The organism is Helicobacter didelphidarum, assembly GCF_003364195.1.
GTDB lineage: Bacteria > Campylobacterota > Campylobacteria > Campylobacterales > Helicobacteraceae > Helicobacter_A > Helicobacter_A didelphidarum.
Genome location: NZ_NXLQ01000002.1, coordinates 74,212 through 91,024, shown reverse-complemented (window position 1 = coordinate 91,024; position 16,813 = coordinate 74,212). Strand labels below are relative to the sequence as shown.

Sequence of the window (16,813 nt, the reverse complement as noted above, 5' to 3'; positions counted from 1 at the left end):
GGTTACACAATTTCATTTTATGTATAATATATTTGTTATTTTATACTACGCCTCTTATAAAACATCTCGTTTATCAATTCTCAGTGGCATTTTATTATCTTGTATAAAATTAATTGCCATTATATATTTTAGTTCAGCAATATCGTATGGGTAGATTCCGCAACTTCCTTCACCTGTGTTATGAACAAATTGGGTAATGGTTTGTGCATCGATTTCATTTTTGTCAAAAATCTCCATAAGCAATGCAATAACAAATTGCATCGAAGTATAGTCATCATTAAAAATTATTATTTCTTGCATTTTTGGTAATGCCACTTCTATTTCATTTATTGTTTCATAATCATATTCGTTAGAATATTGTGATTTATTGTTAGGCATAGTTTCCTCTTTTATGTAGTAAAGATTCTGTTATTGTATCAAATTTTTACAGATTTTTATCTTTCGTATGGCAAAATACTAAGTTTTATTGTATCATAAAATCGCAAATGTATATATAATGTATATATAAAGAATTATAGTAACCATATATTTGAATATTTGAGAACCCAGTTTTATCTCTTTTTCATTGAATTTATTTAGAATCTTTGAAGTTTATGGGTTATAATATCCAATTTTAGTCAGAAAGGATTACTATGCAGCATAAAGCTTTGAGTGTAATTTCCCCCTTTTATCGTTGGAAATTATGTTATAAAGAACAATGTTTTTTATTAAGAAGTATGCGGATTCTGCTGTTGGGTATTATTTATCTTTGCTTTTTTGCATATCAAAGCTATGCTGTGGGTTATAATAATATGGTGCATTCTAAACTTGCAGATTCTAAAGGGAATTTTGTCTTATGGCATCAACAATGTAGTCAAAAGGATTATGAAGCATGTTATTTGCTTGGAAGAGCTTATTATGAAGGATACGGTATCCTATCAAATCAAATAAAAGCCGAGTATTTTTTAAATCTTGCATGTAAAAAAAATATCATAGAAGCCTGCCTTACACTTAGTGAAAATCCCAATAATAACCAGGACACAAGGGACTTGATTGCAATTTATCAACAAACTTGCAATCTTGATCATATAGAATCTTGTAAGAAATTAGTAGGCATTCTTATGCAGAATATTTCAATTGATTCTAACAAGAATGACAAGGAGCATGTTTATACACTTTTAGGTAAGATTTGCTCTTTAGATTTTGATACGAAATGTAAAAAAGCACAAGATTTTCGCAAAAAGTTCATGAGTGCAGAATCGGATATAGAATTATATTTTGAGGAATCTCTAAAGGTGTGTCAAAAAGCTATTGATGAACATGAGGATAATCTTGCTGTATGTGGTATTGTAGGAAGTGCTTATGCAAATGCAAAAGGTGTCAAAAAAGATAAAGTTAAAGCCATTAAATATTTTGCCATAGCTTGTAAAGATAATAACGAATACTGCTATAAAGAAATTTTAGACCCTTTATTGAATCCATAATACAACGAGGAATAGAAATGAAAAAAAAATTAATTTGTTTGTTTGTCTTTTCGATAATTAGTTTGTATGGATATAGCCAAAATCTTATTAATGAATGCAATCAGGGTTATTCAAAATCTTGTCTTGCTCTTATGTGGCAAGCAAAGGACTTGAAAGATACAAAGAATTTTGCACTCTATCAAGAAAAAGTGATTAATATGCTTGATAAAGCTTGTGCAAAAGATTTTCAAGCATGTCTTATGCTTGCGAACATGTATGGGGATGAGAAAACCGCCTTACATATTTCGCAAATGACAAATGCTATGAAAGACAATACAGATTCCTCAAAAAATAAAACAATACAATCAAAGCAAGTTTTTTCACAAAAGTTAGTAAATTCTCAAGGGTTGAATGTTGCCAATAAAGAAAGAAGTAATTCTGAATCAATTTTTTCAAATTCAACCTTACAGATTTTTTCTGTTGTGCAAAATGCACAGAAAGTTTTACACTATCAAGAGCAATCTATACCACTTTTAGAAACCGCATGTTACTATAATGATAATGTTCAAGCGTGTGTGCTTTTGAGTTATTTTAGTGAATATGGGATTGCAACAGCACAGAATCGACCCAAAGCAAAGAGATTATTTGATCTCGCATTGGATATTTCTACAAGAAAATGTATGCTTGAAAATGAAAGTGCTTGCGATTTGCTTGATGTTTATCCTAATTATCAACAAGAAATTGCAGAAAATATTGCTGATTTAGAGCGTAAATGTGAAGAAAACGATTCTTTATCATGTTGGCGTGCCATGCTTTATTATACGCAAGGATACTACACGGGATCACATAAGCAAGGGCATGAGGATAAAAGTGATTTTGTAAAATCAGCACACTTGTTGCAAAAAGTTTGCAAACTTGATAAGAAACATTGTGAAAATACGATATTTCAACATAAAAATGCAAAGGAATGTTTACTTAAAAACAATATGACAGCATGTCGTAATGTTGAGGGAAGCAATAAAGTTGAATTTCTTTCTCTTGCATGTGATAGTGGTGATTTACAGAGTTGCTATGCTTTGCGTTCCTTGCCCTTATTTCAAGAAACGAAGCGGTATATAAAGCTTTTACAAAGAATGTGTAGAGGAGGTGTAATAGAAGCTTGCACAGAGCTTGCAGATATATATCGTGATGGTAAGAGGGTTGCAAAAGATCTTAAAAAATCTCTTAGTTTTTCACAACGAGCATGTAATTGGAGTATAAAAAATCAAAGTGATGGGGGTGTATGTGAATATGCAGGAATTGGTTATGAAGAAGGTAAATATGTGAAGCAAGATATACAAAAAGCCATAGAATCTTATCGCTATGCTTGTTTGAGTGCTAAATATGGTGGTAGTGCTTGCGGACGTTTGGGGAATTTATATGAGAAATATAAAGGAAATCCTAAAGATACGATACAATGGCATATAAAAGCATGTGAGGGAGAAAATATTTCTGTAAAAAGTTGCAATAAGGTTGCTCAAGCATATTTTCGCGGAGATTTGCTTCCACAAGATATAAACAAGGCAATAGAGATATATGATAAGATTCTGATGAATAATCAACCACATAAAGAGGATGCATATTTTGCTCTTGCTAATATCTATTCTCAAGATACAATTTATTCACATAAAACTCAAACGATGGAAGAAAATGAATTTCTTGATTATGCTAAATCATTGATTTATTATCGTAAAGCATGTGAGATGGGTTTGGAATCAGCATGCGATATTCAAGTAGTTTTTAAAGATATTGCACAAGAATGTTTCATGGGTAATTATAACTCATGCTATCAAGTTGCTAGTACGCTTGAGTTATTGCAAGATTCTTATTATAAGGGGAAGATTAAGTTGGATATAGAAAATATTCGTTTCGACAGTGCAATGTTACCCAATTCTTCTCTTTCGAATTTCCCAAACAAAGAATTAGATTCTCATGCAATTTCTTTGTTGAGCAATCAGCTTTATATTCGAGCTTGTCGGTATGATGTTGCACAAGCATGTAAGCGTGCATATTCATTGGGGTTAGCACAAATACAGAATATGAAAAATTTACAATCACAAGATTCAAAAAATATGGAATTTTATAAAGGAATTTGTAAGTATATAGAAAAAGAGAAAGTGAAATCCATTTGTATAGAAGTTGCGAAATATGCTCTTAATAATCAGGAGTATGCTGAAGCAATTTGGGCTTTGGAGAGCTTTAATGCAAAAAATGATATAGAACCTCTCAACCTTATTACTATGGCATATTTTTATACGAAAGAGTATGTGAAGTTATTAGATACTTATAAGTTAATTTATAAGTATGGGGTTCCTAGTGATTATTATTATTTGGGTGTTATGTATGAAGATGGATTGGGTGTTAGACAGAATTATCTCAATGCGTCTAGGATTTATTCTGTTTCGCATTCTGCTCGTGGGTATTATGGATTAGCAAGAATGTTTGAGTATGGACTTGGCGTATATAGAGATTTTGGTAGGGCAAAAGATTTATATCAAGTTGCATGTCCGCTAGATATACATTCAGCACAGAATCCAACAATTTCATTTTCATATACTGGTGTTTCATCTGAAAGCGATGAGCCATTGGGGAGCGATGTAGCAAATGTTGAAACATATGAGGATAAAAGTTTTGGGCTTGGATTTGAAAAATATGTATCCCCTCTTGCATGTGTAAAACTTGGGAATCTGCAAAAACAGGATAATAATTTAAAACAAGCACAACAATATTTTATTCAAGCATGTGAATTTGGTTATAATGGTAATGAAATTCTATGTGAGAATATTCTCAAATAGTTTTGTAGGTAGTTTTTATAGAATCTTATTTAAAATTCTTATCAAAAATTTTTAGATTCTTATGTTTTTCTAAATATAGAATGTGATTTGTGGTAAAGGTAATATTTTATATCTTAATTGTGATTATTCGAAATTTATTTTACCAATGAAAATTTACCTTTTTGATGTACTATAACATCTATTAGATTCCCGGTCTTAAACATATTACACACAAGAATTGGCAAACAATTATCTTTTGCAAGTGCAATTGCTGTATCATCCATAACTTTAATATGATCGTGCAATGCTTGATCATAGCTAATTAATGATAAGAGCTTGGCGTCAGGAAATTTGTTGGGGTCTTTATTATATACACCATTTACTTTTGTTGCTTTCACAATTAATTCTGCTTCAATCTCGATTGCACGCAATGTTGCTGCCGTGTCGGTAGTAAAATATGGATTACCCGTTCCAGCCCCAAAGATTACTATCCTTCCTTTTTCTAAATGTCGAATTGCTCGTCTATGAATATAACTTTCACAAACTTCAGTAATATCAATACCGCTTTGCACACGCACATCAAGCCCTAATGTTTCTAATGCTTCTTGCAATGCAACAGCATTGATCACGGTTGCTAACATTCCCATATAATCTCCACTTGTGCGTTTGATTAATCCTCCCTGTGCTGCAGTTACACCGCGAATAATATTTCCTCCGCCAACAACGATACCTATTTCTAAGTTTTGTTCATAAAGATTTTTGATTTCTTGTGCGATAAATTTTAATATTTCTAAATCAATTCCAAATCCACCTTTACCTGCTAGAGCTTCACCTGAAAATTTTATTAAAACTCTTCTTTTATGCTGTTCTTGAATTTGCATTTGCATATTATAGCCTTTATAAAAATGTAATAATAAAATTATATATGATTTTAATATACGACTTAATAATATAAAAATAATTTCATAGTTTTTTGGTAAAATATAAAATACTATTTTTGAAAAGGTATTATTTTGCAACAGGCACAACATATAAAGTTTTTAGAAGAGGACTTGAACTATATATTTAAAGATAGAGAATTATTGACAGAAGCACTGACGCACAAGTCATTTAAAAAACCTTATAATAATGAACGATTGGAATTCTTGGGTGATGCTGTGTTGGATATTGTCGTAGCAGAGTTTCTCTTTATGAAATTTAAAAATAAAAAAGAAGGTTCACTTTCAAAAATGCGTGCTTCTCTTGTTAATGAAGTTTCTTTTTGTAAACTTGCAAATGCAATTAAACTTGGTAATTATTTAAATCTTTCTGTGTCAGAAGAAAATAATGGAGGAAGGTTAAAACCCAGTATCTTGAGTAATGCACTTGAGGCGGTTATGGCAGTAATATATCTAGAATCTGGACTTCTTGAAGTCAAAAAAGTTTTTTATCCGTTAATGGAAAATGAATTTCATATTAATGAAGATTCTTTATTGCAAGATTATAAATCTGCTTTGCAAGAATATACTCAAGAGGTTTTTGCTTGTATTCCAACCTATGAGTTGATAAGTCAAGAAGGACCAGATCATAATAAATATTTTGTTATGCAAGTAAAAATACAAGACAAGTTTTATGCAACGGCAAAAGGTAATAGTAAAAAGAATGCACAACAAGAAGCGGCAAAATTAACACTCAAAATATTAAAAAATGAGATATAAAAGAGAGGAGGAAAATTAATAGAAATTTTTTGTAATTATGGAATCAAAGACACAAAAAGAGAACAGTTAATAGTCTTAAAATTTCAACCTTTTGTTTAAGTGGCACTATTACTTACTCTCCCCCACATAAGTTTATATTTTCGTTTTACAAATTCAACTTCTTCTTGTGTTTTTTGTAATTGTTGGCGCAAAAGTTCAATAGTTTTTTTGTCATCATCATAAATTTCTTGCATAGAGACTAATGCTTCTTTTAAAAAACTGTTTTCACTTTTAAATGCAGAAATTGTTTCATCTTTGGAGCTAATTACTTTGTCATGTAATCCCAAGATTGTAGCTATTGTTTTTTCAACAAAAACCGGATCAAGAGCATTTCCGCTCATATCAAGTGATACGAGTCTATTCTCTACTTTTTTAATCAATGCAGATGTTCCTGTGCTGGCTTCAATATAAATTCTTCCACCTTCTTGTTTGCTTTTGATTGTTTTATCTTTAATTAATTCTTCAACCTTTTCTTTCTCTAGTCCAGATAACTTTAAAAATTCATCAAGTAAAAGCCAAGTTTCTTGTCTCCCAACAGGATTTGCTTTTACAATCTGTTGATATTTTTCTTGTTTGAGTTCTGCAATATCGCTTTCTACTTTTTTATTTGCAATTGCATGAAGCCCAGATTCAATATCTTTTGGTAATTCGCCCTGTAGTTTAGAGTCCTTTTGTCTTAATGTATTCGGTTGTTTTGGAATGTTTGCTTCAGTTGTATTTATTGTTTGTGGAGTATTATTAACTATACTTTGCGATGTAATATTAGAAGTTTGTGTGGGGATTACTTCATTTTTTTGTTCCGCATCATCAATCCAATCCGCCATACTTTCCTTAATGGTTTTTGCCTTTCTAAGATTCGGAAAATCTTGATTTTCATTTGTTTCATTAAGGGATTTTTCTATTTGTTTTGTTTCCAAATCAGCTTTTCCATCAAGAATCTTTTGTGTTTCTTCAATTTGTGATTGCAATGTATCTTTATCAATATTTGCACTTCGAGATTCTAAACTTTCTTGCATTTCTCGGATTGTTTTTAATCTCTCCAACTGAATGTCTTGTTCTGCCATTGTTTTTCCTTAAGAGTATTATGATTTCCTCGCTATTTTAAAGATATTATATCATTATTTACCTATTAATTCTATTAATAGACTGATTTATCTCTTCTTGGATAAGTTCTGTGTCATTTAAAAGTTTTTTTGCTTCATTTTCCCGTTCTTCTTGCAATTTTTGTGCAAGGTGTGAATATTGTGGTAAAAATGAAAATAATTGTGCTACAAAATATCCTGCATTGATTGCCCCTGCCTTTCCTACACTCATTGTAGCAACTGGGATACCCTTTGGCATTTGCACACTAGAAAGAAGAGAATCAAGTCCATCAAGCATCCCTCCAGTAAGTGGAACAGCAATCACAGGTTTGACTGTGTGTGCAGCAATCACACCAGCAAGGTGTGCAGCCATACCAGCAGCACCTATAAACACTTTTGCACCACGAGATTCTGAATCTTTTATAATTTCAATCGTGCGATGTGCTGAACGATGTGCTGATGATATATGAATTTCATAGGGAATTCTAAATTTTTCCAAAGTGAGAACACATTCTCTCATAATGCTCCAATCACTTTTACTACCCATCAGAATTACAGCAAATGACATATAAACCCTTAAGAAATAATTTTTATTTATTTTACAATAAAATTGTTTTAAAATAGAATTTTTCAAAATTTTTAATTATATTTTTTATATTCTTTAAGAATTATTCTTTGATTTTAAAAATATAATTTATTGAGTTTTTCATATTCTATCTGTATTTATGAGGAGAATTTCTATTTGTATTCTATGTAATAAAGTTATTAGAGATTTTTAGAATCTTTTGATTCCAAAGTATAGTATTTAATCTTTTAAATACTATTTACTTTAATTGTATTCATAAACATGGTAGAATTATAAAAGAGATTAAAATAATCAAAGCAAAATAAATTCAGGATATATCAATGATTTGGAATGCTGTATTGCTTGCATTTAGGCAAATTTCACGAAATTATCTACGTGCATTTTTAACTATGCTAGGAATTATAATCGGTGTTGGATCTGTTATTGTTATGCTTGCATTGGGGAATGGCACAACACAAATGGTGCGAATGCAAATTGCTAGTCTCGGCAGTAATTTATTGATAGTTTTTCCTGCTCGTGGATTTAATACGGGTGGTGGTTCTATGAGTAAAAAATTTACAAAACAAGAAGTTGAGATGTTGCACACAAGATTACAATATGCCAATAAAATAGCTCCAATATCAAGCACGAGTCTTACGGTGCAATATGCTGGATTAAATACACAAACAACTGCCAATGGCATAACAGAAGAGTATTTTGAAGTGTCTAGCTGGGAAATGTCTTTAGGAAGAGTATTTAAAGATGATGAAATGAGCGCGAATGTTTGTATCTTGGGTGAAAGTGTGCGGAGTGTACTTTTTAAAAAAGAGAATCCTTTAGGGGAAAAAGTGCGTATTGGTAAAAGTATGTGTGAAGTTATTGGTGTATTAAAATCTAAAGGGCAGGGTGGTATGGGGAACGATCAAGATGATGTTATTTTATTGCCTTTTAAAACTTTTTTGCGGGATATTGTTGGAATAAGTAGTCTTTTTAACATTAATCGCATTATGATTAGTCTAAAAGATGGGGTAGATTCTAGTGTTGCGGTTACAAAAGTAAAAGAGATTTTACGGGATTATCGCCATATTAAGCCCGGTCAAATAGATACTTTTGAGGTTATGGATACAAAAGAGATAGAACAAAGACTTACACAAACAACCAAGATTCTCACTATTTTTTTAAGTGCTGTTGCTGGTGTGAGTTTGATTGTTGGAGGGATTGGAATCATGAATATCATGCTTGTCTCTGTCACAGAACGGACAAAAGAAATTGGCACACGTCTTGCAATTGGTGCACTTGAGAGTGATGTTTTGTTACAATTTTTGATAGAATCTGTTGTGGTAAGTGCATTGGGAGGAATTATTGGAATCATATTGGCATTTTTTATTTCATGGTGGGCAACTATGTATATGGAGATTCCATTTATATTTGATTTATGGGTAGCATTAGGGGCGTTTAGTTTTTCTGCCATTGTTGGTATTGTATTTGGCTATTTACCTGCAATGAGGGCATCAAGACTAGATCCCATTGAAGCATTGCGTTATGAATAAATAAAAGTTTATATTTTAGTAATAATGAGACTTGTCAAAAGTATTAACATTTACTTTATATTCTTACCCATTTTTATTGTTTGATGAGATTTATGAAATGATATATTTAGAGTATTCTTAAATTGTCTTCTTAGGATTATTTTTATAATCCAAGCTCTCTTTCTAATCCAAAAGCAATATCTAATATGTTTTGTTCCTCAAAACTCTTTGTGATAAATTGCATACCAATAGGAAGTGGATCTTTTTGCACTGGTATGCTAATAGCAGGCAATCCTGCAAGATTTACTCCAATTGTATAAATATCACTCAAATACATTTCAAGTGAACTTTTTGTAGAATCAAATGTTGGTGCAACATCTGGTGCAACAGGTAGAAATATCATATCGCAGTCTTGAAAAATCTCATTATATTGTTGTTTAATGAGTGTTCGAACTTTTTGTGCTTGAAGGTAATAAGCATCATAGTAACCGCTACTTAGAACGAAAGAACCAAGCAAGATTCTCTTTTTCACTTCATCACCAAATTGAGAACGCGAATTAAAATATAAATCAGCAAGATTTTTTCCTTCAAGACGACTACCATAACGCACTCCATCAAATCGTGCAAGATTGGCACTTGCTTCAGCCATGGCGATAATATAGTAGGTAGTAATATGATAATCAAGATTAAGCATTTTTTTAGGGATAAGCGTATGTCCCATAGATTCTAAAATTTTTATAGTTTGAGAATAGGCATTTTGCACAGATTCTGAAGCTTCTTGGATAAAATCCTCTAAAATGGCTATTTTAAAACTCTTATCAGGATTTAATTGCGAAAAAGTGCAAGTAGATTCTAATGACATGCAAGTAGAATCTTTATTGCATTTACCACTGATTATATCAAGCAACAAACTTGCATCTTCAACATTTTGCGTGATTGGACCAATTTGTTCAAGACTTGAACTATATGCAACAAGACCATAACGACTTACTCTTCCATAGGTTGGTTTAAGCCCAACAACACCACAATAGCTCGCAGGTTGGCGAATACTTCCTCCTGTATCACTACCAAGACTTGCAATGGCTATTCCAGCGGCTATTGCAGCAGCACTACCACCACTCGAACCACCGGGTACACGACTTGTATCACATGGATTCTTCGTTCTACCATAACAACTTTTTTCCGTTGTGCTACCCATACCAAATTCATCCATATTTGCTCTACCAAATGCACACATATTGGAATCTAAAAGCTTTTCTACTACCGTAGCATTATATGGGGAAGTGAAACCATGTAAAATTTTGCTTGCACATGTTACTTCAGAATCTTTTACGCAAATATTATCTTTAATAAGAATAGGAATCTTACCTTTGTCTTTTTCTTGCATTATTGGTGTTTGAATATATGCGTTGAGTTCTTTTGTAGATTCTATTTTTTTAAGCAAATCAAGTTTTATTTCTTCCATTTCTCCTTGTTTGAGACTCATAGCTTGTTTTAATGTAATTTGTGATTTTTGTTTCATGATTTTCCTTTAAGATTCTTGAATGTAAAGTCATTCAATTATAGCAAAATTTTATTAAACCTCTTCATTTTGAGGAGTTTTTATCCACCATTGCTTTCAATGATTTGTTTCAAAGTTCCTTTTGCATACGGCTTAAGTATCTCATAATCAAAATATATTATTGTATTCTGTGAGCGAATCACATGGGGAAAATTAAATTCCATTGCTAAACTATTTTTTTCAAAATTCACTTGTTTTTTCAATAATCCACATACCTCATTAAAATCATCATGACCAAAATAGCATTCCTGTGCCTCATCGCCCATCTTACAGATAGGATACTCATCATCATTATAATCTTCTTTATTTTCAGGGCAAAATTCTCTCTCCATCGCCTTTGTCAGCATAGCTCTTAGTGCTGGCGTATCTGTGATAAGATTCTCAAACTCTTCGCTTGTAAGTAATTTTCCCTTATGCGTATCAAACCACAAATCAACGCTCTTAAGATAAATGGGCTTACTGCCAAAAGCATTGCGAAATTGTGATGAGAAAAAGTATTGTTCCGCCTCTTTGATACTCTTGTAGCACTGCTTCGGGTTGTCATTTGCACTATAATTATCTTTTTTATCGAATCCTTTGGAGCAAAAATCATCATTGATGAATTTCGCAAGGAGTTTTTTAGAATCTAGGTTTGCCACTTGCAATGTCTCAATCTCAAAATACTTTTCGCTTGAAAATTGTGTGCAATACGCACCACAACCCTCTCCTTCGATACCAAACAAAATAAAATCATCATCAAATTTTAGCACTTTAATTGCGCTACTTGCTCCATGAAAATCGCCACTCTCAAATTCTTCTATCGAATCTACAAAGGGTATTTCTCTCATCGCTTGAGACTTTGAGATTTTTTTGACATTAAGCCCTTCAAATCCACCATATAAGGCTATTCCAAACTTATCAATATAGCCAAATGAGCCTTGCACACCGATATTGCACCCTTGAGAAGCTCCATTCCCAAAGCCAATGATACTTATTTCACAGATTGTCCCACCCAAGCATTTGCCCTCGCCATTCTTAAGTGAAATAATTTCTTCCGTCATAAAATAGGGATTTGGATTGTTTTTATCACTACTTTTGAGCCCTCGTATTGCAAAAGTTCGCTTATTGAGGATCTCTTTGATACATTCTTTATTATCACCACATTTATTAAGATTCTTTAAAAATGCTCTTTGTGTGCAAAAGCTCTTTTTTGCCCTCATCATTAATAAGCCCCATTTTGCCACGATACACACTTGTCATATACTTATCTTCACTCGCAAGTTCTTCATCAGCACAAATTGTTTTTTCTACGATACTTGCAGCTTTGTCACAATCAAAACTAGGCTTTATCTCTTCGTTTGACTTTGTGGATTCTGCGGATTCCATACAAATAATAGTGATAAATAGTGTAATGATAAACTTTTTTATGAGATTCCTTTCGCTTTAAATATTTATTTTACTCTGAGAATCTTTTAAGGATATTATTTCGGAAGTTGTTAAGCTTTTTACATCCCAAATGCATACTACTTCAATCACAGAAAACTACTATTGTATCCAGAGGTTATCAAGCAATCGTATTGCCCCCATTCGGATAGCGAGGAGAAAAATACATTCTCTTGCTTCTTTTGCAAATTGTAAATCATATGTGTAAAAGTCCATATAATCAATTTCCAAATCTTTAAGAATCTCTTTTGCTTCTTGTTTTAGTATCTTTCTATTTCTCATACCATCATTTACAATTCGTGTTTGCAGATGAAAGATTGTTGTAGGGATTGCAAGAGCTTTTTTTCGTTCTTGTGTGTTAAGATATACATTACGCGAACTAAGGGCTAGATTATCACTATCTCGGACAATGGGCATACCAATAATTTTTATAGGAAGACATAAATGTTGCACCATTTTTTGTATGATTAAAAGCTGTTGTGCATCTTTTTGTCCAAAATATGCGTGTGTAGGCATGATGAGATTAAAAAGTTTTAAAACGACTTGCAATACTCCAGCAAAATGTGTTGGTCGATAATATCCCTCTAGGATATATCCCATTTTTTTTGGTGGATTGAGAGTAATTTCATCATTTTCTTGATATATTGTTTCATTTGTTGGGATAAAAAGAATATCTACATCATTATTTCCACATAATTCAATGTCTTTTTCTATTGTGCGAGGATATTTATCTAAATCTTCTGTTGGTGCAAATTGGGTTGGATTCACAAAGATTGAGACAATAGAAATGTGATTTTGTGCAACATTTGCAGTAATTAAGCTTTTATGTCCATTATGTAACGCTCCCATAGTTGGTGTGAAGCCAATGGTTGGGGATGGTTGTTGTGCTTTATTTAGTAAAGATAAGGCTTCATTGTTTGATTCTATTATGTGGCAAGATTTTGATATTTCAGAATCTCTTTTCTTATGCAAAAACATATAGTATTGATTTTTTTTATATGCGATTGCATTGTGCAATTCCTCCCGTGTGGTCGCGATGAGAATATCATATTGTTTGGAAAGGTTGTAAAATGGGGTAGAAGATTCTATGATTTGATAATGTGGCAAGATATTAAAATCTTGACATGTTTTCGTATATGTTCGAAATGCTTTAATATCAGAATCTGAATTGTGAGTGTTTGTAAATTGATTCAATAATTGCTTGTTGATAGTATATTGCATCTAGTTTCCTTGTGAATGACATCATAATGAATTTGAGAATTGTATCAAAAGATTTCTTTTTCTTTTGGTAATCTTTCTAAGAATTAGATAGGAATTTTACATTTTTTAACTATTATGTTGAAAAATTTATTGCTTTAAAGTTGATGCCACTTTCGCAAGATTCTATAAAATATTCCAAAATGAAGAATATTCAACAAACTTTCTGTTTGATTAAATCATTTTGAAAATCATAGATTCTTTATTTATATTTTTTACATATAATTTAGTAGCATTAAGGCATTTCTTTAAATAAATTATTTAATGCAACTCCTACATTTTGCTCTACAAATGGAACAACTTCTTTTTCAGAGAGTTCAGACTTACTTCCAAAATCTGCGATTGGGGAAGATTTTAAATTTAAGGTTGCATTTTGTTTGCTTGTTAATGTTGTCAAACCACCTTCATTTGTAGGAATAAGCATAATTGCTGTGATAGTAAGCGTAAGTGTATTATCATGTTTATCTTTAATAAAACCACTTTCAGTATGAAGAGTTTGTTTGGATTGTATTTTTACGCGTATATTTGTTGTGCTATTTTCTGCTTTTTTGAAACAAGTTTTTGTTAATGCCTTTTTAGCAATTTTTTCAATTTGTTCTGCAAGATCACCCTCAACTTCAAAAGTTGCACTTGCATAATCTTTGTATGTATTGCATTGCATAGAGTTACTTTGCTCAACTTCTGATTTATCAGCACATCCAACAAAAATGTAACTTAATATCGCAACACCCATAATGCTTTTTTTTATACTTAACATTTCATGCTCCTTAAAAAATAAAAATGTTCCAGTATTTTACAATAAATTTGCTATAATTTGCAAAATTTTTATTTTAGGGAGATTATTATGCCATTACTTGATAGCTTTAAAGTCGATCATACAATTATGCCTGCACCAGCAGTGCGATTGGCAAAGAGTATGGAAACACCACATGGAGATAAAATTAGTGTATTTGATTTACGATTTTGTAAGCCAAATGCAGAGATTCTCGATGAAAAAGGAATCCACACTTTAGAACATTTATTTGCTGGTTTTATGCGAGATCATTTAAATGATTCAAAAACTGAAATTATCGATATTTCACCAATGGGGTGTCGGACGGGTTTTTATATGAGCGTAATCGGAAATCCTTGTGAATATCAAGTGAAGGAAGCATGGGAGGCAAGTATGCGTGATATTTTGCGTCTCAAGAATGAAAATCAGATTCCAGAGTTAAATATCTATCAATGTGGAACTGCTAAAATGCATTCACTTTCAAATGCACAAAAAATTGCTACTGATACATTAGACAAAGGAATTGGTGTTATGGATACTCAAAAGCTTTTACTAAAAGATTTTAAATAGCTTAAGATTGATATTTTTTTGTAATATGTATATGCAACGATGTTCAAAATAAATCATAGTGCGAAACAAACCACAGGTTTTAAGATTATTAAAATGAAAAGTTTAAACTCTTGAAATAAATAGAAATTATTGGAATCTTTCGTTTCTTTTGGAATAAACATTTTATCAAGTGAAATATTTTGTATTATTAATTATTATGAGCATTGCTGGATAAGGTTGTAGTGTTCTTGCACTTCTTGAAGATTCTGTATTTTCTCCACAGGAATGAGTCTTATTGTTTCTTGTGCTTTTTTACAATTTTTGCTTTTATAGAATCCCCAAGCAAGACTATCTAAATACTCGACAGAATTTGGAGTAATGGCAAGTGCGGTGCTTACGTATTCCAATCCAGCATTAATATCAATATCATAATCAATTAGAAGATAACCTAAGAAATTATAATAAAATGCTTCATCTTGACCAAGTTTTTTATTTTGTGTTTTTAATTGTTTATTGCGTTCATCAATCACAAATTTTAATGTTGTAATTGTTGGTTGTAGTGTTGCATTATCTTTAACTGGAAGTAGTTCGAATTCATAAACAGCACTTAGCCCTAAATACTGGATTTGATTTGTTTCTTTATAAAGATATTTTGCAATATTATTTGCATTTTTAAATTCACTAATTTCTGCATATACATACATAAGTATTTCTTGTCCATCGGTCCCCAACAAAGACTGATTGTCAAGTAAAATACCAATTGCTTCCCCATATTGTTTGAGTTCCACAAGAATACCAACCAACATTCTCGCATTTTCAATATTTTGAGATTCTAGAAATCTTTTTTGTAAATTATCTTTTAAAATTTCAAGTTTATTCATTTTTGCATAGAGTATAACAAAATTTTGTATATTAATTTCATATTCATTGCTCGCAATAAAACTATTCAAATATTCAAGTGCTTTGTCTATCTGGTTTTGTTCAAGATAAATTGTTACAATCTGATTGAATGCTTCAAGTCGAAATTTTGTTCCTACACTCATTTCATCATTATAGACAACAATAAAATGTTCAAGTGCTTTTTCTGGCATTTTTTCTCGCATGTAGAGATTACTTAAAATATAATGTGTTTGTAATGTTGGATTGATACTAAGATTCTTTTCAAGTAAAATAATAGCAAGGTTATATTCTCTGTTGCGAACATGATTTTCAGCAATAATAAGATTTGTTTCAGAGTCTTCATTATCTTTGCTTAGTTCTTGATATTGCATTGCATATTGCACGGCAGTATCAAAGTTTCCACCTTGACTTTGTGCGAGTGCAATCTGTTTTAAAAAATATGGATCTTTTGTTGTATTATAGAGATATTGATAGGTTTCACTTGCTTTCGCAAAATCTCCTTGTGTCATGAAACTGGCTGCTTCAATCATTTTCATATCTTCATTTGATACTTTATTATTTTGGATATTTGCATTTATGTCATCAACACGTAAATCATCATTTAAAGATTCTGCACAGACAAGATTCATTATGTTGAGGGTTACACTCACAAATAATGTTCGTAAAAATTTCTTATGCATTATGTCTCCTTGCGATCGCTTTGTAATAATATTACACCAATACATCTTTGTAATAGATCTCGATTATTTTTTTGATATATATTCCAAAAGGGGAATGTTCTACATTGTTTTGGGCGGACAGAATAAATATTACATTCTTTTGTTGTCTCATTAAAAAAAATACAACTTACTCCATTGAATTGTTCCTGACAATCCTTTTCGATAAAAGAAAATCTATAACCTACTTTTTTTACATATTTTAGAGCTAATTCTTCTAAACTTATATTTAAAAATTTTGCTATAGTTTTCATTTCATGTATTGTTACAAAAATATAACCGCTTTCTCCATAGCAACATTTCCCACCACACTCACTGCATTTTGAGGGATTGAAAGTATAATAATATCCTTCTTTGTGTATAAGGTATTTTTGATTATTGTCTTTATGTGATTGTATTTCTTTTTGCATTATTTTAACTTTAAATTTGTTTATTTATGAGATTATTTCAGAATCTTTATATGAAATTG

General features: G+C 31.4%; 16 protein-coding genes. 5 read left to right on the top strand and 11 right to left on the bottom strand.

Translation table 11 applies throughout. From position 1 onward, the window contains the following. Window positions 1-54: 54 nt before the first annotated feature. Window positions 55-378, bottom strand: coding sequence for an ATP-dependent Clp protease adaptor ClpS (locus CQA53_RS01865; protein ID WP_115542329.1), 324 nt, complete (start codon window positions 376-378; stop codon window positions 55-57). Window positions 379-632: 254 nt separating this feature from the next. Between CQA53_RS01865 and CQA53_RS01860 the strand changes: the two genes are divergently transcribed. Together CQA53_RS01860 and CQA53_RS01855 are read left to right on the top strand one after the other, a co-directional pair. Beyond that, on the top strand, window positions 633-1,463 hold the full coding sequence (locus CQA53_RS01860) for an SEL1-like repeat protein (protein ID WP_115542328.1): 831 nt from the start codon (window positions 633-635) through the stop codon (window positions 1,461-1,463). A gap of 17 nt (window positions 1,464-1,480) precedes the next feature. Continuing rightward, window positions 1,481-4,276, top strand: coding sequence for a tetratricopeptide repeat protein (locus tag CQA53_RS01855; RefSeq protein WP_115542327.1), 2,796 nt, complete (start codon window positions 1,481-1,483; stop codon window positions 4,274-4,276). A 134-nt stretch (window positions 4,277-4,410) separates the two neighbouring features. On the opposite strand, the gene pyrH is transcribed toward CQA53_RS01855, so the two are convergent. After that, window positions 4,411-5,136: a UMP kinase gene (gene pyrH / locus CQA53_RS01850; RefSeq protein WP_115542456.1), complete on the bottom strand. Its 726-nt coding sequence runs from the start codon at window positions 5,134-5,136 to the stop codon at window positions 4,411-4,413. 132 nt (window positions 5,137-5,268) lie between these two features. On the opposite strand from pyrH, the gene rnc reads away from it, so the two are divergent. Next, window positions 5,269-5,952 carry a ribonuclease III gene (rnc, locus tag CQA53_RS01845; RefSeq protein ID WP_181882319.1) on the top strand — a complete coding sequence of 228 codons (684 nt, stop codon included), beginning with the start codon at window positions 5,269-5,271 and terminating at the stop codon, window positions 5,950-5,952. Window positions 5,953-6,047: 95 nt separating this feature from the next. On the opposite strand, the gene CQA53_RS01840 is transcribed toward rnc, so the two are convergent. Together CQA53_RS01840 and purE are read right to left on the bottom strand one after the other, a co-directional pair. Further along, window positions 6,048-6,545, bottom strand: a complete 498-nt coding sequence (locus CQA53_RS01840) for a DUF3972 domain-containing protein (protein WP_245945587.1) — start codon at window positions 6,543-6,545, stop codon at window positions 6,048-6,050. A gap of 568 nt (window positions 6,546-7,113) precedes the next feature. Beyond that, a complete protein-coding gene (purE, locus tag CQA53_RS01835; protein WP_115542325.1) occupies window positions 7,114-7,641 on the bottom strand; it encodes a 5-(carboxyamino)imidazole ribonucleotide mutase in 528 nt (175 codons plus the stop codon). A gap of 338 nt (window positions 7,642-7,979) precedes the next feature. Between purE and CQA53_RS01830 the strand changes: the two genes are divergently transcribed. After that, window positions 7,980-9,188, top strand: a complete 1,209-nt coding sequence (locus CQA53_RS01830) for an ABC transporter permease (protein ID WP_115542324.1) — start codon at window positions 7,980-7,982, stop codon at window positions 9,186-9,188. A 142-nt stretch (window positions 9,189-9,330) separates the two neighbouring features. Here CQA53_RS01830 and gatA read toward each other — a convergent pair whose 3' ends face one another. From gatA to CQA53_RS01805, 5 genes are all read right to left on the bottom strand, one after another. Next, window positions 9,331-10,689 (bottom strand): Asp-tRNA(Asn)/Glu-tRNA(Gln) amidotransferase subunit GatA, encoded by a 1,359-nt coding sequence (gatA, locus tag CQA53_RS01825; protein WP_115542323.1) that lies wholly within the window; start codon window positions 10,687-10,689, stop codon window positions 9,331-9,333. Between the two features lie 80 nt (window positions 10,690-10,769). Beyond that, entirely contained in the window at window positions 10,770-11,930 is a 1,161-nt protein-coding gene (locus CQA53_RS01820) for a hypothetical protein (RefSeq protein WP_115542322.1), read from the bottom strand. Then, complete coding sequence (locus CQA53_RS01815; RefSeq protein WP_115542321.1) at window positions 11,875-12,093, bottom strand: lysozyme inhibitor LprI family protein; 219 nt, start codon at window positions 12,091-12,093, stop codon at window positions 11,875-11,877. Before CQA53_RS01815 ends, CQA53_RS01820 begins: the two co-directional genes overlap by 56 nt. 159 nt (window positions 12,094-12,252) lie before the next feature. Continuing rightward, entirely contained in the window at window positions 12,253-13,077 is an 825-nt protein-coding gene (gene panC, locus CQA53_RS01810) for a pantoate--beta-alanine ligase (RefSeq protein WP_245945586.1), read from the bottom strand. Between the two features lie 565 nt (window positions 13,078-13,642). After that, entirely contained in the window at window positions 13,643-14,164 is a 522-nt protein-coding gene (locus tag CQA53_RS01805; protein ID WP_115542320.1) for a hypothetical protein, read from the bottom strand. Window positions 14,165-14,251: 87 nt separating this feature from the next. On the opposite strand from CQA53_RS01805, the gene luxS reads away from it, so the two are divergent. Beyond that, window positions 14,252-14,749, top strand: a complete 498-nt coding sequence (gene luxS / locus CQA53_RS01800) for an S-ribosylhomocysteine lyase (RefSeq protein ID WP_115542319.1) — start codon at window positions 14,252-14,254, stop codon at window positions 14,747-14,749. Between the two features lie 194 nt (window positions 14,750-14,943). Here the strand turns inward: luxS and CQA53_RS01795 are convergent, their stop codons facing one another. After that, window positions 14,944-16,308 (bottom strand): tetratricopeptide repeat protein, encoded by a 1,365-nt coding sequence (locus CQA53_RS01795; RefSeq protein WP_115542318.1) that lies wholly within the window; start codon window positions 16,306-16,308, stop codon window positions 14,944-14,946. After that, window positions 16,308-16,754 (bottom strand): YkgJ family cysteine cluster protein, encoded by a 447-nt coding sequence (locus CQA53_RS01790; protein ID WP_115542317.1) that lies wholly within the window; start codon window positions 16,752-16,754, stop codon window positions 16,308-16,310. Before CQA53_RS01790 ends, CQA53_RS01795 begins: the two co-directional genes overlap by 1 nt. Window positions 16,755-16,813 lie beyond the last annotated feature (59 nt).